General features: G+C 64.0%; 21 protein-coding genes and 3 pseudogenes. All 24 read left to right on the top strand.

Annotated elements, in window-relative coordinates; translation table 11 throughout:
• Positions 1-124 precede the first annotated feature (124 nt).
• The 24 genes and pseudogenes from F6X61_RS05195 (at position 125) to F6X61_RS05090 (ending at position 16,406) form a co-directional block, all read left to right on the top strand.
• Positions 125-973, top strand: a complete 849-nt coding sequence (locus F6X61_RS05195; protein WP_153785693.1) for a GPO family capsid scaffolding protein — start codon at positions 125-127, stop codon at positions 971-973.
• A 39-nt stretch (positions 974-1,012) separates the two neighbouring features.
• On the top strand, positions 1,013-2,023 hold the full coding sequence (locus tag F6X61_RS05190) for a phage major capsid protein, P2 family (RefSeq protein WP_153785692.1): 1,011 nt from the start codon (positions 1,013-1,015) through the stop codon (positions 2,021-2,023).
• 3 nt (positions 2,024-2,026) lie between these two features.
• On the top strand, positions 2,027-2,728 hold the full coding sequence (gpM, locus tag F6X61_RS05185) for a phage terminase small subunit (RefSeq protein ID WP_153785691.1): 702 nt from the start codon (positions 2,027-2,029) through the stop codon (positions 2,726-2,728).
• A gap of 99 nt (positions 2,729-2,827) precedes the next feature.
• Complete coding sequence (locus tag F6X61_RS05180) at positions 2,828-3,289, top strand: head completion/stabilization protein (RefSeq protein ID WP_153785690.1); 462 nt, start codon at positions 2,828-2,830, stop codon at positions 3,287-3,289.
• Complete coding sequence (locus tag F6X61_RS05175) at positions 3,289-3,501, top strand: tail protein X (protein ID WP_153785689.1); 213 nt, start codon at positions 3,289-3,291, stop codon at positions 3,499-3,501. Before F6X61_RS05180 ends, F6X61_RS05175 begins: the two co-directional genes overlap by 1 nt.
• Positions 3,502-3,537: 36 nt before the next feature.
• Positions 3,538-3,852 (top strand): phage holin, lambda family, encoded by a 315-nt coding sequence (locus F6X61_RS05170; protein WP_099813805.1) that lies wholly within the window; start codon positions 3,538-3,540, stop codon positions 3,850-3,852.
• Positions 3,849-4,682 carry an N-acetylmuramidase family protein gene (locus F6X61_RS05165; RefSeq protein WP_153785688.1) on the top strand — a complete coding sequence of 278 codons (834 nt, stop codon included), beginning with the start codon at positions 3,849-3,851 and terminating at the stop codon, positions 4,680-4,682. Before F6X61_RS05170 ends, F6X61_RS05165 begins: the two co-directional genes overlap by 4 nt.
• Positions 4,679-5,158, top strand: a complete 480-nt coding sequence (locus F6X61_RS05160; protein WP_153785687.1) for a hypothetical protein — start codon at positions 4,679-4,681, stop codon at positions 5,156-5,158. Before F6X61_RS05165 ends, F6X61_RS05160 begins: the two co-directional genes overlap by 4 nt.
• A pseudogene (locus tag F6X61_RS27210) lies at positions 5,083-5,508 on the top strand (hypothetical protein); the annotation flags it as partial. The gene F6X61_RS05160 and the pseudogene F6X61_RS27210, both read left to right, overlap by 76 nt.
• Entirely contained in the window at positions 5,432-5,698 is a 267-nt protein-coding gene (gene lysC / locus F6X61_RS27105) for an Rz1-like lysis system protein LysC (RefSeq protein ID WP_218575530.1), read from the top strand. The pseudogene F6X61_RS27210 and the gene lysC, both read left to right, overlap by 77 nt.
• Positions 5,682-6,122: a phage tail protein gene (locus F6X61_RS05150; RefSeq protein ID WP_153785686.1), complete on the top strand. Its 441-nt coding sequence runs from the start codon at positions 5,682-5,684 to the stop codon at positions 6,120-6,122. Before lysC ends, F6X61_RS05150 begins: the two co-directional genes overlap by 17 nt.
• Positions 6,115-6,570 carry a phage virion morphogenesis protein gene (locus F6X61_RS05145; RefSeq protein ID WP_153785685.1) on the top strand — a complete coding sequence of 152 codons (456 nt, stop codon included), beginning with the start codon at positions 6,115-6,117 and terminating at the stop codon, positions 6,568-6,570. Before F6X61_RS05150 ends, F6X61_RS05145 begins: the two co-directional genes overlap by 8 nt.
• A gap of 61 nt (positions 6,571-6,631) precedes the next feature.
• On the top strand, positions 6,632-7,210 hold the full coding sequence (locus F6X61_RS05140) for a phage baseplate assembly protein V (RefSeq protein ID WP_153785684.1): 579 nt from the start codon (positions 6,632-6,634) through the stop codon (positions 7,208-7,210).
• Entirely contained in the window at positions 7,207-7,551 is a 345-nt protein-coding gene (locus F6X61_RS05135) for a GPW/gp25 family protein (RefSeq protein ID WP_153785683.1), read from the top strand. Before F6X61_RS05140 ends, F6X61_RS05135 begins: the two co-directional genes overlap by 4 nt.
• Positions 7,548-8,459, top strand: coding sequence for a baseplate J/gp47 family protein (locus tag F6X61_RS05130; protein WP_153785682.1), 912 nt, complete (start codon positions 7,548-7,550; stop codon positions 8,457-8,459). The genes F6X61_RS05135 and F6X61_RS05130 overlap by 4 nt, the downstream gene beginning before the upstream one ends.
• Complete coding sequence (locus tag F6X61_RS05125; protein ID WP_153785681.1) at positions 8,459-9,079, top strand: phage tail protein I; 621 nt, start codon at positions 8,459-8,461, stop codon at positions 9,077-9,079. Before F6X61_RS05130 ends, F6X61_RS05125 begins: the two co-directional genes overlap by 1 nt.
• A pseudogene (locus F6X61_RS27485) lies at positions 9,072-9,533 on the top strand (phage tail protein); the annotation flags it as partial. The gene F6X61_RS05125 and the pseudogene F6X61_RS27485, both read left to right, overlap by 8 nt.
• Before the next feature lie 855 nt (positions 9,534-10,388).
• Positions 10,389-10,515: pseudogene (locus tag F6X61_RS27480) on the top strand (hypothetical protein); the annotation flags it as partial.
• Positions 10,516-11,029: 514 nt separating this feature from the next.
• Complete coding sequence (locus tag F6X61_RS05115; protein WP_256671295.1) at positions 11,030-11,488, top strand: phage tail assembly chaperone; 459 nt, start codon at positions 11,030-11,032, stop codon at positions 11,486-11,488.
• Positions 11,489-11,576: 88 nt separating this feature from the next.
• Complete coding sequence (locus tag F6X61_RS05110) at positions 11,577-12,746, top strand: phage tail sheath protein (protein ID WP_153785680.1); 1,170 nt, start codon at positions 11,577-11,579, stop codon at positions 12,744-12,746.
• A 15-nt stretch (positions 12,747-12,761) separates the two neighbouring features.
• The gene (locus F6X61_RS05105) at positions 12,762-13,277 is read left to right on the top strand and encodes a phage major tail tube protein (RefSeq protein ID WP_153785679.1); all 516 of its coding nucleotides are present in this window, start codon (positions 12,762-12,764) and stop codon (positions 13,275-13,277) included.
• Between the two features lie 15 nt (positions 13,278-13,292).
• On the top strand, positions 13,293-13,652 hold the full coding sequence (locus F6X61_RS05100; protein ID WP_153785678.1) for a phage tail assembly protein: 360 nt from the start codon (positions 13,293-13,295) through the stop codon (positions 13,650-13,652).
• A gap of 8 nt (positions 13,653-13,660) precedes the next feature.
• Positions 13,661-13,780 carry a GpE family phage tail protein gene (locus F6X61_RS05095; RefSeq protein ID WP_153785677.1) on the top strand — a complete coding sequence of 40 codons (120 nt, stop codon included), beginning with the start codon at positions 13,661-13,663 and terminating at the stop codon, positions 13,778-13,780.
• A complete protein-coding gene (locus tag F6X61_RS05090; RefSeq protein WP_153785676.1) occupies positions 13,770-16,406 on the top strand; it encodes a phage tail tape measure protein in 2,637 nt (878 codons plus the stop codon). The genes F6X61_RS05095 and F6X61_RS05090 overlap by 11 nt, the downstream gene beginning before the upstream one ends.
• Positions 16,407-16,408: the final 2 nt, after the last annotated feature.

The following is a 16,408-nucleotide window of genomic DNA, read 5'->3' as shown; positions in this document are numbered from 1 at the left end:
TTCACCCACTGGCGTGCCCTGTAGCCATAAGGCCTACAAGTCCAGCGCGTTGCCGTGGGTCACCCGGCTGCGGACCATGCCCCTCATCGCAAGGCACATCGCCACCGCACCGAGGACTGCCCACATGGCCGCAAGCACCGCCCCCGTCAAGAACTACCGATCCGACTGGTTCCGCATCTTCGTAGAGGGTGCCACTACTGACGGGCGCACCATCGAGCGCTCCTGGATCGAGCAGATGGCCGCCACCTACGACCGCAAGACCTACGGCGCCCGCCTCAACTGCGAGCACATCCGCGGCCTGGGACCAGACACCTTATTCGGCTCGTTCGGCGATGTTCTGGCACTGAAGGCCGAAGAGGTCGAGATCAACGGCGAGAAGAAGCTCGGCCTGTATGCGCAGATCGAGCCGACCGCCAGCCTGATCGAGCTGAACAAGAAGGGCCAGAAGATCTACACCTCCGCAGAGGTACGCCCGAATTTCGCCGAGACGGGCAAGGCTTACCTGGTCGGCCTGGCGGTCACCGATAGCCCGGCCAGCCTGGGTACCGAGGCCCTCAAGTTCAGTTCGCAGAGCGGTCTGGCCGCTCGCAAGCAGCACCAGGACAACCTGTTCAGCGCCGCTGAGGAGGTCACCTTCAAATTCGAGGAGGTCGTCGAGACCCCGAACATGTTCGCCGCGTTACGCGACAAAGTCGGCGAGCTCCTCGGCAAGAGCAAGGACAAGGAAGGCAAGGACGCCGCCAACTTCAGCGCCCTGGGCGAAATGATCGAGCAGATCGCCACCCATGGTGCCGAGCAGGCCGAAGCCTTCAGCGCAGAGAAAGATGCCCGCGAGAAGCTCCAGGCCGCCCACGACAAGCTGTCCACCGACTTCAACGAGCTGGTCAAGCGCCTGGGCGAAACCGAAGACCACTCCCAGACGAAACGCCCACCAGTGACCGGTGGCGACGGGCAAATCCAGGCTGATTACTGATCCCCGTAGCCCCATAGACCACCAGTTCGGAGAATCACCATGCAGAAAGCAACCCGGATCGCCTTCAACGGCTACCTGGCCAACCAGGCCAAGATCAACGATGTCGAGTCAGTCACCGAGACCTACACCGTTGCACCAAACCCCGCGCAGAAGCTGGAAACCGCGATCCAGGAGTCGAGCGAGTTCCTGAAAAAGATCAACATCATCGGCGTCGATGAAGCTGAGGGCGAAGCCATCTTGCTGGGCGTAAACGGCCCGATCGCGAGCCGCACTGCCACCGGCGGCGGAAAGCGTCGCCAGGCACGCGACGTTACCGGCCTCACTGCCGACACCTACGCCTGCAAGAAGACCAACTTCGATACCGCCTTACCTTATGCGCGCCTCGATGCCTGGGCCAAATTCAAGGATTTCCAAACTCGACTGTCTGGGTCGATTGCCGAGCGCCAGGGCCTGGATCGCATCATGATCGGGTTCAACGGTGTAAGCGCGGAAGTCGATACTGACCTGGCGGCCAACCCGCTCCTGCAGGACGTCAACATTGGTTGGCTGCAGAAGATGCGCGACCGTGCGCCGGAGCGTGTCATCGACGAGGGCAAGGTCGCTGGCAAGGTGACCGTGGGCGCGACCGGCGACTACAAAACCCTGGATGCTCTGGTGTTCGACGCCATTGAGCTGCTCGACCCGTGGCACCGCAAGCGCTCTGACCTGGTCGTAATCGTTGACCCTGCCCTGCTGCACGAGAAGCAGCTCAAGGCACTGGAACGGGGCGCAGACTCCAACCAGGAGGCCAACGCGGCGGACGACATCATCGCCAAGACGCGTCTGGGCGGTAAGCCGATCGAGTATGACGCGCCGTTCTTCATCGAGGGTGGGGTGTGGGTCGGTCCGCTGTCCAACCTGTCCATCTACTACCAGAACGAAAAGCGCCGTCGCCACCTGCGTGATGAGCCGGACGCCGACCAAGTCGCCGACTACCAGTCGTCGAACGAGGCCTATGTCGTGGAAGACTTCGGCGCCTGCGCGCTGGTCGAGAACATCGAGAAGGTTTAAGCCATGACCCAGACCCTCGCCCAACGGACCCGGCTGCGCAAGCTGGCAGCGAAGGACGCAGCCAGCGTATCTCCGCCCGCGCTCATGGACGGCCTGACTAGCTATGAGCTGATGCTCGCGAAGTTGCAGCAGGATCAGCTACGCCTCAAGCAAGTCCAGTCGCAGAAGGCCAAAGCCAAGCTCAAGGAAGTGCTTTTGCCGGATTACGTGCCATACGTGGACGGCATTCTCGAAGCTGGTAACGGAAGTCAAGACGACGTGCTGATGACGGTCATGATCTGGCGCTTGGACGCAGCCGATTACCTGGGTGGCCTCGACATCGCCGAGTACGTCCTGAAGCACGGCATGGTCACGCCGGATCGCTTCAACCGCACCACCGGTTGCCTGATTGCGGAAGAAGTGGCCACCTCGGCCCTCATCGCCCAGAAGTCCGGTAGCAGCTTTTCGCGTGATGTCCTGACCCGCACCGCGGAGCTGACCAAGGACTCGGACATGCCAGACGAGGCGCGGGCCAAGCTCAAGTTGGCACTTGGACGAGCAACTCTGGAAGGCCTGGACGAGAACAACCCCGGCCAGCCGGATGATCTCCAGACTGGTGCTGACCTGCTCAAGGAAGCCATCGCGCTGCACAGCACCTGCGGCGGCAAGAAAGACCTGGAGCGCGCCGAGCGCCTCCTCAAGAAACTCGCCGGCCCTGCCGGCTAACCGAGCGTCCCACGCAACCCGGCGGCTCGGGACGGATCAGCGGCCATTGGCTCAGCTGTGAAGCCCCGACCACCGCCGACCTTTCCAGAGCACGCGATCATGAGCGGATTCGTAGCCGGCGGCCCGACTTCGGGCGGCCAAGTCACCAGCGATGCCTTCTGGCCGTCGATTGACCTGGGCAAGCTGCGCGAAAGCCTGCGTATCGACTCCAGCGTCACCCCTGCCAGGCTGAAAACGGCTGTGATGGCCGCCATCATCGCGGTCAACAACGACCTGGCCGTCTGGCGCGAAGCCAAACAGGCCGGCGGGGCCAGGACACTGGCCGAAACCCCAAGCGAACTCATCGAGGGCGAATCCCAACTCGTCTACCTCTACCTACGCGCCGTCGAGTGCGCGGCCGGGGCCGAGGTTTGCGAGCGGTACCGCGGCTACGACACCACCGGCAGCGGCGACAAAAGTGCCGACGAAGACGCCCCGACCATTGATGACTACCGCCGGGACCAGCGCTGGGCGATCCGCGATCTGCTTGGCACATCGCGCACCACCGTGGAACTGCTGTGATGGCCGAACAACGGCGCACCCAGCAAAACGACACGGTCGATGCCCTGTGCTGGCGACACTACGGCCGCACGGCCGGCGTCGTTGAGCAGGTCCTGGACGCCAATCCCGGCCTGGCCGACCAGGGGCCGGTGCTCCCTGCCGGCCTGCTGGTCATCCTCCCCGAACTTCAAGCGGCAGCCCCTGATCGCCCGATGGTGCAGCTATGGGACTGACCGCTCACACCCAAACCCCACCAAGGAAGGCCCCGAATGCCTGACCGTCCCGAAACCTGGGCCTGGCTCGCAACCTGGCTCGAGCACAACTGGCCCGGCCTGTATGCCGGCGGCCTGGCCATCGTCATTGCCGCCCTACGGGTGATTTACGGCGGTGGCGGAATTCGCCGCATGGCCGTCGAGGCCCCGCTCTGCGGCGCCTTGGCACTGTCGGCCAGCCATGGACTGTCGCTGATCGGCATCCCGATCAGCGCCGCCCCGTTCTTCGGCGGCGTCATTGGCTTGCTGGGCGTCGAATTCACCCGCGCCACCGCGAAGAAGTTCTTCACACGCAAAGAGGGAACCGCATGACCGCTCTCCGACATGGCGACCGCTCCCAGGCGGTGCGCGATTTGCAACGCCGGCTCAACGAACGCGGTGCACAGCTGCTGACCGACGGCGCCTACGGTGACGCCACCGAAGCGGCGGTGCGGGCCTACCAGCTCAAGCAGGGACTGGTTTCGGACGGCGTGGCCGGGGCCAAGACACTGGCCAGCCTGGCGGGGGGCGACACCCAGAAGCTGCTCAAGCACGCGGACCTGGTGCAAGCCTCCCAACGCCTGGGGGTGCCGGTGGCCGCCGTCTACGCCCTCAACGAGGTCGAGTCCAAGGGCCGAGGCTTCCTGGACAACGGCAAGCCGGTGATCCTGTTCGAACGCCACATCATGTACCGGCAGTTGCAAATCGCACGGGCCGAAGGCGCCAACGTGGCCCAGCTGCAGCAGCGCGCCAAGCAACTGGCCGTTGAGTACCCCGCCCTGGTAAACCCGAAGTCTGGTGGCTACATCGGTGGCACCGCCGAACACCAGCGGCTGGCCGGCGCCCGTCAGATCGACGATGCCGCAGCGCTTGAATCAGCGTCCTGGGGTGCCTTCCAGGTGATGGGCTACCACTGGAAACGGCTCGGCTACGCCAGCGTTCACGATTTCGTTGAGTGCATGCGCCGCAGTGAAGCGGAACACCTGGAAGCCTTCATCCGTTACATCGAGGGCGATGTAACGCTGCACAAGGCCCTGAAAGCCTTGAAGTGGGCCAAGGTCGCGGAGCTGTACAACGGCGCCGACTACAAGCGAAACCTGTACGACGTGAAACTTGAGCGCGCCTTCGAGCTGCACCAAGACCGCGCGATGGTGCCAGCATGACAGTCGGCCGGCCGCTGGGCCTTGAAATCAGCCCCCGGATGACGGGCAAAACCACCCGCCTTATCGCCAAGGCAAAGGAGCACCTTGCGAAGGGCGACCTGGTGCGCGTCGTCTGCAGTAGCGGGCATCAGGACTACTTCAGTAAGCAAATCCCAGGTGCGTTGGTGCGGAGCCACCGCCAGCAGTTCCCTGCCAACCTCGATCCAGAGGAAGGAGTGTGGTTCTACGACGAGTTCGAATGGCTGGCCAACGCACAACATCGAGCAAACGCCTACTACTACTCATCGCCTCGCTTCACCCGCAAGATCGGCTGTGACGCAGGCTCGGATCTGCTGCTTCAGTTGCTCTACGCGAACGAAGGCCGCTTCGAGCGCCACTACTGGTGCGCGGATATGAGCGAATGCCTAGAAGAGGCCCGCCTGAGCTACGCGCCAGACGAGTTCCGCCGCCTGTTCCTCGGGGAGTTTTTCGAGTGATGGGGTTTCGCGGCTGGCTCCTGGCTGCTTCGGCGTCAGCCGGTATTGCTGTTATTTGCTGGGGCTGGTGGCGGGCGAACGATTTGAAAATCGAACGCCTGGTGCAAGACCTTGCCGCAGCCCAGGCTGACGCCCGCAATAACCTGGCCACGGCCAACACAATGAAATCCACCCTGGAGCGCGAACGCGAAGACCAGGCCAAGCTGCGGCAGCTCCAGGGCGAGCTGCGCGCGGGCTTGGCCAGCCGCGAGCGCCTGATCGAGGCCTTGACCCATGAGAACGAAGAACTACGGAACTGGGCTGATCAGCCTCTCCCTGACCCTGCTCGCCGGCTGCGGGAGCGTCCCGCCATCACCGGCGCCGCTGCTTACCGTCAGTGGCTGTCCGGTGGTGGTCCCGTGCCAGCTGCCAGCGACGGCGCCGTCCAAGAACGGCCAGTTGCTCAGTGACCAGGAGCGCACCGAACTGGCCTGGGCCGAGTGCGCCGCCCAGGTCGACCTTGTCTACCAGCACCAGGTGAGCCATGAACAAGCCCGATAGCCTGCGTGCTCATCTGCTGCAGGCCGTTCCCGACCTGCAGGAAGACCGGCTTCTGATGTTCATCGACGAGGGCAAAGTCCGATGCACCGGGGCCGAAAGCTTGTCATTCGAGTACGGTTACAACCTGCAAATCATCCTGACCGACTACGCCGGGCACCCCGATGCCGTCATGGTGCCGTTGCTGGGCTGGCTCAAGGTCCACCAGTCGGAGCTGCTGCACAACCTGGACAAGTCGAAGGAAGGCGTGAAATTCGAGGCCGATATCCTGGACCGCACCAAAGTAGACCTCAGCATCACACTGCCACTGACCGAACGGGTCATCGTCGGCACCGACGGCCAGGGCGGCACGACGATCCAGCATGCCGGCGAACCTCAGCCGGCCGAGTGGTCAAGCATGGAAGAGTGGGTCGTCCAGAATGGCTGACCTTGAAGCCCTGGATGACTGGGCGGCGCCGCTACTGCAGCACCTGGAGCCGGCCGGCCGTGCCAAACTCGCCAAGGAGCTGGCCAAGCAGCTGCGCAGGAGCCAGCAGCAGCGCATCGCCGGCCAGCGCAACCCGGACGGCAGCCCGTTCACTCCGCGCCGGCCGCCCAAGCTGCGCGAGAAGCAGGGCCGAGTGAAACGCAAGGCGAAGATGTTCCAGAAGATGCGCACCGCCACCTACCTCAAAGCCAAGGGCGATGCCAGGGGCGTTACTGTGGGGTTCTCCGGCCGGATCGCGAAGATCGCCCGCGTGCACCAGTACGGTTTGCGCGACCGGATCGCGCCACGAGGCCCCATGGCCCACTACGAAAAGCGGGAACTGCTGGGGTTCACTCCCGCTGACCAGGACCTGCTCAAGGACCTGATTCTCGCCCACCTCAAGCTGTAAAAGCGCCTGCTACAAGCAGCCCAGGCTGCACACGCGCACGCGTGGCGCGACCATCGCCGGCATGAACTCCATCGCCGAACTCAACCGCCTGCTGGAAAACCTGATCCGCTTCGGCACCGTTGCCGCAGTGCAGCTAGCGCCGCCCCGCGTTCAAGTCCAGACCGGTGGCCTCAAGACCACTTGGATTCCCTGGCTTGCCTGGCGTGCCGGCAAGGACCAGGAGTGGGACCCGCCTACCGAGGGCGAGCAGGTGCTACTGCTCTCTCCCAGCGGCCAGCTGGCCAACGCCGTAGCAGTCACAGGCATTTTCAGCGATGCGGTACCGGCCAACGGCGACCGTGCCGGGCTCCACCGCAGGACCTACGCCGACGGTGCCGTGATCGAGTACGACAGCGTGGCGCACCACCTGGCGGCGGTTCTGCCGGATGGCGGCACCACCGAGCTCACCAGCAAGGGCGGCATCCGCATCGTTGGCGATATCACCCACGAGGGTAACTACACCCAGACCGGCGACCAGAATGTCACGGGCACCGTAACCGTCTCGGTCGATGTCGTGGCCGATGGCATCAGCCTGGTCAAGCATCTGCACGGCGGCGTGATGCCTGGCCCGAGCAAAACGGGCGTACCGGAGGCCACATGAACAGATTCACCGGCCGGTCTATCTCCCGGCTCAACCACATCATCCAGTCGATCGGCGACATCCTGACCACCAGGATCGGCACCCGCGTCATGCGCCGCGAGTACGGCAGCCTGTTGCCTGACCTGGTCGACCACCCCGCGAACGAGGCAACCCGGCTACGTGCCTACGCCGCTACAGCCATGGCCCTGACCCAGTGGGAACCCCGTATCAGCGTGCACCGCATGCAGCTCCAGGACCTCACCTTGGCCGGCAACGCCACCATCGAAATCGAGTGCACGCTCGTCGACTCCAATGAGCCGCTGAGCCTCAGCGTGCCAATCCAGCTGGGGGGTAGCCTGTGAGCAACTTTGTTGCCATTGACCTGAGCCTGTTGCCCGCGCCGGCCGTGGTCGAGCAGATCGATTACGAGGCCATCCTGGAAGAGCGCAAGGCCTACGCCATCAGCCTCTGGCCCGCCGACGAACAAGCCGATATCGCTGCGCTCCTGGAACTGGAGTCGGAGCCACTGACGAAGCTGCTGCAAGAGAACGCCTACCGCGAAACAGTGCTGCGGCAGCGTGCCAACGAAGCGGCAGTAGCGAACATGCTGGCCTACGCCAAGGGTTCCGACCTGGACAACCTGGCGGCGAACTTCAACGTGTCGCGTCTGGTAATCCAGGCTGCCGACCCGAACGCTGTCCCTCCGGTACCACAGGTGCTGGAGAGTGACGAAAGCTTACGAGAGCGCGCCCAGATGGCCTGGGAAGGGCTGAGCACCGCCGGCCCGCGCAACAGCTACATCTTCCACGCCCGTTCCGCCGCAGGCCAAGTAGCTGATGCCACGGCCGAGAGCCCATCCCCGGCCGAGGTGGTGGTCACGGTTCAGGCCTTGGACGGTGACGGCACGGCCCCGGCTGGGCTGCTGGCCACGGTGAACACCTACCTGAGCGATGAAAACCGCCGGCCAGTTGCCGATCGCCTGACCGTGCAAGCTGCGGAAATCATCAACTACCAGGTAACCGCAGAGCTGTTCATGGTCACCGCTGGCCCCGAGGGCGAACTCGCTTTGGCTGCGGCTGAGGCCAGCCTGATCGCGTTCACCACGCAACGGCGCCGCCTGGGCCTGGAGATCTCGGAGTCGATCATCCACGCCAAGCTCCATGTCGAGGGCGTGCGGAAGGTCGTGCTGCAAGGCTGGCAGGATGTGGTGGCCACCAAGGCCCAGGCCCCGTACTGCACCAAAATCAAGCTGTCGCTGGGGGTGGACTGATGGCCGAGCGCCTGCTTCCTGGTAACGCCAGCTCGCTCGAAGTACTGGCCGCCCAGGCGCTGGCGGAGATTCAGCGCGTGCCGATTCCATTGCGGCAGCTGATGAACCCTGCCACATGCCCAACAGCGCTGCTGCCCTACCTGGCCTGGACGTTCTCTGTGGACCGGTGGGACCCGAAATGGCCTGAAGCGGCAAAGCGCGCAGCCATCCAGGCCGCCTACTTCATCCACTCCCGCAAGGGCACGATCGGCGCCTTACGTCGCGTAGTGGAGCCGCTGGGCTATCTGATCGAGGTCAAGGAGTGGTGGGAGACGCTGCCACTTGGCGTACCTGGCACCTTCTCGCTCCGGGTCGGGGTCGACGATCAGGGGATCAGCGAAGAAACGTACCAGGAGCTCACCCGACTCATTGACGACGCCCGGCCAGTCAGCCGGCACCTGATCGGGCTGGACATCAGCCTAGAAACCCAAATTCCGGCCTACCAGGCGGTCGCTGTTCTCGATGGCGACGCTCTGGAAGTCTACCCGTGGGAGCCTGCAGACATTGAGGTAAGCGTGGGTGGCTTCGACGCCGTGACTGAACACACCATCGACCAACTGGACGTTTACCTCAATGGCTAACGCAAGCACGCAATTCGGCGGATTTTTGACCAATGTCGGGATAGCCCAGCAGGCCAACACGGCGGCGCTGGGCATTCCCTGGAACATCACCCACATGCTGATCGGCGATGCCGGCGGCGAACCGTCCGTGACCCCGGACCCAACCCCGAGCCCAGCCCAAACCGCCCTGGTACGCCAGGTGCACCGAGCGCAGTTGAACGCACTGTACCAGTCGCCCACTGACCCGGCCGTACTGGTTGCTGAGCTGGTATTGCCGCCTGAGACAGGTGGCTGGTGGATTCGGGAGCTGGCCCTGGAGGATGCCAACGGCAACTTCATCGCCGTGGCCAAACCGCCGCCCAGCTATAAGCCGCTGCTGGCCCAAGGGTCGGGGCGCACCCAGACCATTCGCATGCACGTCCTGTTCGGCAATACGGCGAACGTGTCGCTGAAGATCGACCCGAGCATCGTCCTGGCGACCCGCGATTACGTCGACACGGCGATTCTGTCGGCGCTGAACAAGCAGGATTTCAAACACTCGGTGCAGGTGGCCACCACGGCCGCTATCGCCCTGAACGGCCTGCAGACGGTCGACGGAGTGGCGCTGAGTGCCGGCGCGCGGGTGCTGGTCAGGAGCCAGGCAGCGGCCAAGGACAATGGTATCTATGTCGTGGCGGCCGGTGCCTGGGTCCGTGCGGACGATGGCGATGCGAGTAGCGAGGTCACTTCGGGACTGTTCGTACATGTCGAGCAGGGCGCGGTTGGTGGCGATACGGTGTGGCAACTGACGACCGATGCGCCGATCACCCTTGGTACGACGGGCCTGGTATTCGAGCAAATCGCTGGCCCATCCGGCGTCACAGCCGGAACTTACCGCTCGGTGACGGTGGACCGGAACGGGCGAGTGATGGCCGGTACCAATCCGGCCACGCTGGCGGCGGCTGGGATCACGGATGCTTATACCCAAGCGCAGGTCGATTCGGCGATCGCGATCGCTGTGAATAACCTGGACTACAAGAACTCAGTGCAGGTTGCGACCACGGCTGCAATTGCACTGAGCGCGTTGCAGACCGTTGACGGGGTGGCACTGAGCGCCGGTGCGCGGGTGCTGGTTAAAAACCAGGCCGCTGCCAAGGACAACGGTATCTATGTGGTGGCCGCAGGAGCCTGGGCCCGAGCGGTCGATGCGGATGCGAGTGTTGAGGTTACGCCTGGGCTGTTTGTGCATGTCGAGCAGGGCGCGGTGGGAGCCGACACGGTGTGGCAACTGACGACCAATGCACCGATCACCCTTGGTACGACGGGCCTGGTATTCGAGCAGATCGCTGGCCCATCCGGCGTCACAGCCGGGACTTACCGCTCGGTGACGGTGGATCGGAACGGGCGAGTGACGGCCGGTACCAACCCAGCCACGCTGGCAGCGGCAGGGATCACGGATGCTTACACCAAGCCCGAAGTCGACGCTCTTGTGGCAGCCGCAATTTCCAGCAAGAGGGTCAAGCAAGTCGCCCGGGTCACCAGCGCCGCACTTCAGGGAATTTCCGGCGCAACGGTGGGGCCGGTGGCCTTTAGCCCGCTGTCGACCACGTTTGAGGCGGATGGCGGCGTGTATGCGATTCGTGCGCGGTTGCAGTTTAACGTCAGCACTAGCGGCGCGGCGGGCAGTAACTATGTAAGTGTCACGCTGAAAAACGGCGCCACTGTGCTTGATACCTGGTCGCAAAACATCTCAGAGAACCTGTGGCGGGGCGAATCGGCTTTGCTCCGATACACAAACCCGATGTCAGGAACTGTGAACTTGACAGTCAACTTCTCGAAAACCAGCACAGCGGGCTCTGTTTTTGTCAACGGTGACCGCGACGACACCACCAGCAACGACAGCGGACAGGTTTCGCAACTGGAGATTATTCGCTTGGGAGACGCAGCATGAGGCGCTTTGGACGTTATGACCCTCTAGTCGAGGGGCCGCAGATGCTGCTGGCGATTATTGAAATGCCAGAATCTGAGTCGGCGGATGCAGAGTACGCTGGGCCGGAGGACGGTGAGGGGCTGCTGGATCTAGCCCAGCATCCCGATGTTGGCGCGTTGTCGTGGTATCACACAGCTGAGCAGCGTTTTCTGGGGGTTCGTCCCAGCTCGGCGCATGTCTGGAATGGGCAAAGCTGGGCGCTGGACGAAGTGCTTGGCCTTGAGGCCCGCGCTACTGCCGAGCGAACCTGGCGCGATGTTGAGCTGACCAATGCTGTATGGCTGCGCGACCGCCACCGCGATCAAGTGGAGATTGGCGGCAGCACTACGCTGACGGCTGAGCAATTCCAGGAACTGCTGGTTTATATGCAGGCTCTGCGCGACTGGCCGCAATGTGAAGCGTTCCCTGACAGTGCGCAGCGACCTGTGGCGCCAACCTGGGTCGCCGAACAAACCCTGTAGCGGGCATCCCTACAACCCAACCAGCTCGCCCCGGTCCCGCGCGCGCGGCAGCCTGTGCAGTGTCATTCACACACTGCGCAGGCAAACCATGGCCGACTACCTCCACGGCGTCCGGGTCATCGAACAATCCGATGGCACGCGCCCCATTCGCACCATCTCCACCGCCGTCATCGGCCTGGTCTGTACTGCAGACGACGCTGATGCCACTGTCTTCCCACTCGACACGCCGGTCCTGTTCGCCGGGGTGCAGTCCGTCGTCGGCAAAGCCGGTACCACCGGCACCCTGGCGAAATCCCTGCAGGCGATCGCCGATCAGGCCAAACCCTACGTCATCGTGGTTCGCGTCAAGGAAGGCGAAACCGAGGCCGAAACAACCAGCGCGCTGATCGGCACCACCACGGCCGAGGGCAAGTACACCGGCATGAAGGCCCTGCTGGCAGCCAAGTCGCGTGTCGGCATGGTCCCGCGCATCCTCGGCGTGCCAGGCCTGGACGCCTTGCCGGTGGCCACCGCCCTGGTATCGATCGCCAAGGACCTGCGCGGCTTCGCCTACGTCAGCGCCTGGAACTGCAAGACCAAGGAAGAGGTCACCGCCTATCGCGAGAACTTCGGCGCTCGCGAGGTCATGGTGATCTGGCCGGACTTCCTGAACTGGGACACTACCGCCAACGCCACCGCCACGGCGCCCGCTGTGGCCATCGCCCTGGGCATGCGCGCCAAGATCGACCAGGAGGTCGGCTGGCACAAAACCCTGTCCAACGTTGCGGTCAGCAACGTGACCGGCATCAGCGCCGACGTGTTCTGGGACCTGCAGAACCCCGCCACCGATGCCAACTACCTCAACAGCAACGAGGTGACCACCCTCATCAACGAGAACGGCTTCCGCTTCTGGGGCAGCCGCACCTGCAGCGACGATCCGCTCTTCGCCTTCGAGAACTACACACGTACCGCACAGGTCCTGGCCGACACCATGGCCGAGGCCCATATGTGGGCCGTCGACAAGCCGATGACCCCCACCCTGGTGAAGGACATCATGGAGGGCATCAATGCGAAGTTCCGCGAACTGGTGCGCTCTGGCTACCTGATCGGCGGCGGCTGCTGGTACGACGAGGACCTCAACAGCAAGGAGACCCTCTACGCCGGCCAGCTCAAGCTCAGTTACGACTACACGCCTGTGCCGCCTCTGGAGGACCTCACCTTCATCCAGAAAATCACTGACAGCTACCTGATGGAATTCGCTGCCAGCGTCAACGCCTAACCGGAGATCGCGCCCATGGCACTGCCAAGCAAACTCAAGAATATGACCCTGTTCAACGACGCCAACAGCTACGTTGGCAAGGTGAAGAGCGTCACCCTCCCACCCCTCGGCCGCAAGATGGAGGCCTTTCGCGGCGGCGGCATGAACGGCCCGGTGAAGGCCGACCTGGGCTTCTCCGACGACGGTATCCAGTTCGAATGGAAAACCGGTGGCCTGGACCTCATCTCGCTGCGCCAATTCGGCGCCACCAGCGCCACGGCCTTCGGTCTGCGCTTCAGCGGCGCTTACCAGCGTGACGACACGGGCGAAGTGACCAGCGTGCAGATCGTGGTGCGCGGCCGCCACGAAACCATCGACCTGGGCGAAGCCACCCCGGGCGAGGACACCGAGCACACCATCACCACCACCTGCAGCTACTACCGCCTCACCGTCGACAACCGGGACGTCATCGAGATCGATCTCCTGAACTTCATCGAGAAGGTCGACGGCGTCGACATGCTCGCAGCCCAACGCCGTGCGATCGGCCTGTAATCACCTGGAGTCCCCATGGAACAGAACATCCAAACCACCGACACCAACCTGACCAGTGACGTCGTTGCGCTGCCTGCAGCCCCACAGCTCAAGGACAATGAGGTCCTGCTCGATGAACCGCTGCGCCGCGGTGATCAGCATCTGACCGTCGTCTCGCTGCGCAAGCCATCCTCCGGCGAGCTGCGCGGCATCCAGCTGGCTGACCTGCTGCAGATGGACGTGTCCTCGCTGATCAAGCTGCTGCCGCGTATCAGTGAGCTGCTCGAGCACGAGGTCCGCGCCCTGGACCCAGCCGACCTGGTCGCAATCGGCGTGAAGGTCACCGGTTTTTTGCTGCAGAAGCGGACCAGGACGGACGCATCCCTGGTTGCGTAGAAGACGCCATGGCCGACCTGGCCGTGGTTTTCCACTGGACGCCAGCCGAGATGGACCGGCTGAGCGTCCAGGAGCTGATGGAATGGCGTGAGCGCGCCAGGGTTAGGAGTAGTAGCAATGGCAAATGATCTGCAGCTCAAGGTTGTCCTGGACGCCGTGAACAAGGCCACCGCGCCGCTGCGCCAGATCACCCAGGGCGGACAGGACACCGCCCGCGCGCTCAAGGAAACACGCGAACGCTTAAAGGAACTGAGCGCACAGCAGAAGGACGTGAGCGCCTGGCGTCAACAGCACGCCCAGGCACGCGAAACAGCCCAGGCCCTGGACGCGGCACGGGCGAAGGTCAAGGAAATGGGCCGGGCGATGTCTGCCACCGATGCCCCGACCAAGCAGATGACGGCCGAGTTTCAGGCAGCCATCAGGGCCACCAACGCCCTGAAGCAGCAGCAGAAGGACGAGCAGGAGGCGCTGCGTGGCCTCCAGCGCCGTCTTGGTGAGGCCGGCATCGACACGCGCAAGCTCAACCAGCACAACCAGGCCTTGCGCCAAGAAATGGCGCAGACCAACCACACCATCGAGCAGCAAGAGGCCAAGCTCAAGCAGCTGGCGGCCACCCAGCGCAAGGCCGCCCAGGCCAAGGCACGCTTGGAAAAGGTGCAGGGCCGCGCGGGCGCGATGGCCGGCGCCGGGGCCGCAGGGATTGCGGGCGGTGTGGGTGCCGGTGTGGCCGGCGCTGCCCTGATCGCGCCGCAGCTGGAGGTTGGCCACCAGGGATCACTGATCGCAGCCCAGTCGGGCGAGTCCCCCGAGCGGTCCGCGCAGTACTCGAACATGATCCGCAACATCCGATCGGACGGCCAAAGCACCGACATTGCCGCGATCGGCGAGGCCGTGGCCGCGGCTAAGAGCACCCTTGGCGCCCTGGGCAGCGTGGGCGACAAGGAGCTGGACAGCGCCGCGCGGAAGGCTCTCGACCTGTCGCAGATCATGGGCATCGACGTGGCCGAGAGCATCCAGATGGTTGGCATCCTGATGAAGAACGGCCTGGCCAGCAGCAGCGAGGAAGCTTTCGACCTGGTCGCCGCCGGCATGCAGAAGGTTTCGACACAGATGCGCGGCGAGATCCCGGAAATCCTGCATGAGTACTCCACGCACTTCCGTGGGATGGGCTTCAGCGGCCAGGAGGCAATGAGCCTGCTGGTAAACATGGCGAAGCAGGGAAAGTTCGCCCTGGACAAGACCGGCGACGCCATCAAGGAATTTTCCATTCGCGGCTCGGACATGTCGAAGTCCAGCACGCAGGCCTACGCCTCAATCGGCCTCAACGCCACGAAGATGTCCTCCGCAATCGCCAAGGGAGGCAAAGACGCCCGCAAAGCCCTGACCACCACCGCCAACGCGCTGCTGCGCATCAAGGACCCGGCAGAACGTGCGAACGCGGCCATTGCCCTGTTCGGCACGCCGGTTGAGGACCTGGCCGTCGACCAGATCCCCGACTTCCTGAAGGCGCTGGCCGGCGGTACCGCGAGCCTGGGGGAAATTGGCGGGGCTGCGGACAAGATGGGCAAGACCTTCCGGGATAACCTGGGCGGCGACCTGGACAAGCTCACCGGCACCTGGTCGGCGCTCATCGGCTCACTGGTCGACGGCCAGAATGGACCGCTGCGCGAGCTGGTGCAGACCGTCACCGAGGTCGTCGGCGCGGCCAAGACCTGGATCGAAGCCAATCCAGAGCTGGCTTCTGGTATCGCCAAGGGGGCGGCAATCGTCGCGGTCCTGGTCGCCGGTATGGGCGCGCTCACTGTGGCCATGGCCAGCGTGCTGGGCCCATTCGCCCTGGCGCAGTACGGTATGGCCATGTTCGCCGTGAAAGGCTCGACGATGCTGCCGGTGATCGGTCGGCTCATCAGCGTGCTGTCTGGCGGGCTGATGAGCGCACTTCGCTTGGTCTCGGCCGCCATGTGGACCTTGGCCGCCAACCCTGTGGTCCTCGCGATCGCGGCCGTGGTCGCGGTGCTGGCCGGCGCCGCCTACCTCATCTATCGCAACTGGGACCAGGTGAAGGCCTACTTCGCCAGTGCCTGGGAAGAGATCAAGGCAGGATTCAGCGGCGGCATCACCGGCATCCTCACCGTGCTGGCCAACTTCAGCCCCATCGGGCTGATCTACCAGGCCTTCTCGGCCGTGATGAACTACCTGGGCGTCGAGATGCCCGGCCGCTTCACGGAGTTCGGGGGAATGATCATTAACGGCCTGGTCAACGGCCTGATGTCGGGGTTGAGCCTGGTCAAGGACACGATCAGCGCCCTGGGCGACTCCACCATCGGCTGGTTCAAGGAAAAGCTGGGCATCCACAGCCCATCACGGGTATTTGCTGAACTCGGCGGCTTCACCACCGAAGGCCTGGCCATGGGCCTGGATGCCGGCGCCAAGCAGCCTCTGGATGCCGTAGCGCGCCTGGGGCAAGACCTGACCCAGGCCGGGCAGTTCAAGCTCAACGCCGCAGCTCCCACAGTCGGCGCGGCCCAGGGCATCGCGGTCGAGGCCGCATCAGCCGTTACCTTGGACAACAGGCCACCGATTGCCGCTGCTGCCGGCAGTACCAGCGATAGCCACGACGTGATCAATTTCTACATCCAGCCCCAACAAGGCATGGACCCACAGGCAATAGCCCGCGCTGTCAGCGCCGAGCTGGACCGCCGCGACCGCGAGAAGTCCGCTCGGCGGCGCAGCGCCCTTTCTGACCAGGAGTAACA

It is taken from the genome of Pseudomonas sp. EMN2 (assembly GCF_009650555.1).
GTDB classification, from domain to species: Bacteria; Pseudomonadota; Gammaproteobacteria; order Pseudomonadales; family Pseudomonadaceae; genus Aquipseudomonas; species Aquipseudomonas sichuanensis.
The sequence above is the reverse complement of the archived record's forward strand: the minus strand, read 5'-3'. Positions and strand labels throughout refer to the sequence as shown.

Excerpts from the sequence above, each read along its gene's own strand:
- F6X61_RS05195 (WP_153785693.1), top strand. The coding sequence starts at position 125 with ATGGCCGCAAGCACCGCCCCCGTCAAGAACTACCGATCCGACTGGTTC.
- F6X61_RS05180 (WP_153785690.1), top strand. The coding sequence starts at position 2,828 with ATGAGCGGATTCGTAGCCGGCGGCCCGACTTCGGGCGGCCAAGTCACC.
- F6X61_RS05145 (WP_153785685.1), top strand. The coding sequence starts at position 6,115 with ATGGCTGACCTTGAAGCCCTGGATGACTGGGCGGCGCCGCTACTGCAG.
- F6X61_RS05160 (WP_153785687.1), top strand. The coding sequence starts at position 4,679 with ATGACAGTCGGCCGGCCGCTGGGCCTTGAAATCAGCCCCCGGATGACG.
- lysC (WP_218575530.1), top strand. The coding sequence starts at position 5,432 with ATGAGAACGAAGAACTACGGAACTGGGCTGATCAGCCTCTCCCTGACC.
- F6X61_RS05165 (WP_153785688.1), top strand. The coding sequence starts at position 3,849 with ATGACCGCTCTCCGACATGGCGACCGCTCCCAGGCGGTGCGCGATTTG.
- F6X61_RS05105 (WP_153785679.1), top strand. The coding sequence starts at position 12,762 with ATGGCACTGCCAAGCAAACTCAAGAATATGACCCTGTTCAACGACGCC.
- gpM (WP_153785691.1), top strand. The coding sequence starts at position 2,027 with ATGACCCAGACCCTCGCCCAACGGACCCGGCTGCGCAAGCTGGCAGCG.
- F6X61_RS05115 (WP_256671295.1), top strand. The coding sequence starts at position 11,030 with ATGCTGCTGGCGATTATTGAAATGCCAGAATCTGAGTCGGCGGATGCA.
- F6X61_RS05190 (WP_153785692.1), top strand. The coding sequence starts at position 1,013 with ATGCAGAAAGCAACCCGGATCGCCTTCAACGGCTACCTGGCCAACCAG.
- F6X61_RS05090 (WP_153785676.1), top strand. The coding sequence starts at position 13,770 with ATGGCAAATGATCTGCAGCTCAAGGTTGTCCTGGACGCCGTGAACAAG.
- F6X61_RS05170 (WP_099813805.1), top strand. The coding sequence starts at position 3,538 with ATGCCTGACCGTCCCGAAACCTGGGCCTGGCTCGCAACCTGGCTCGAG.
- F6X61_RS05125 (WP_153785681.1), top strand. The coding sequence starts at position 8,459 with ATGGCCGAGCGCCTGCTTCCTGGTAACGCCAGCTCGCTCGAAGTACTG.
- F6X61_RS05140 (WP_153785684.1), top strand. The coding sequence starts at position 6,632 with ATGAACTCCATCGCCGAACTCAACCGCCTGCTGGAAAACCTGATCCGC.
- F6X61_RS05095 (WP_153785677.1), top strand. The coding sequence starts at position 13,661 with ATGGCCGACCTGGCCGTGGTTTTCCACTGGACGCCAGCCGAGATGGAC.
- F6X61_RS05150 (WP_153785686.1), top strand. The coding sequence starts at position 5,682 with ATGAACAAGCCCGATAGCCTGCGTGCTCATCTGCTGCAGGCCGTTCCC.
- F6X61_RS05135 (WP_153785683.1), top strand. The coding sequence starts at position 7,207 with ATGAACAGATTCACCGGCCGGTCTATCTCCCGGCTCAACCACATCATC.
- F6X61_RS05110 (WP_153785680.1), top strand. The coding sequence starts at position 11,577 with ATGGCCGACTACCTCCACGGCGTCCGGGTCATCGAACAATCCGATGGC.
- F6X61_RS05175 (WP_153785689.1), top strand. The coding sequence starts at position 3,289 with ATGGCCGAACAACGGCGCACCCAGCAAAACGACACGGTCGATGCCCTG.
- F6X61_RS05100 (WP_153785678.1), top strand. The coding sequence starts at position 13,293 with ATGGAACAGAACATCCAAACCACCGACACCAACCTGACCAGTGACGTC.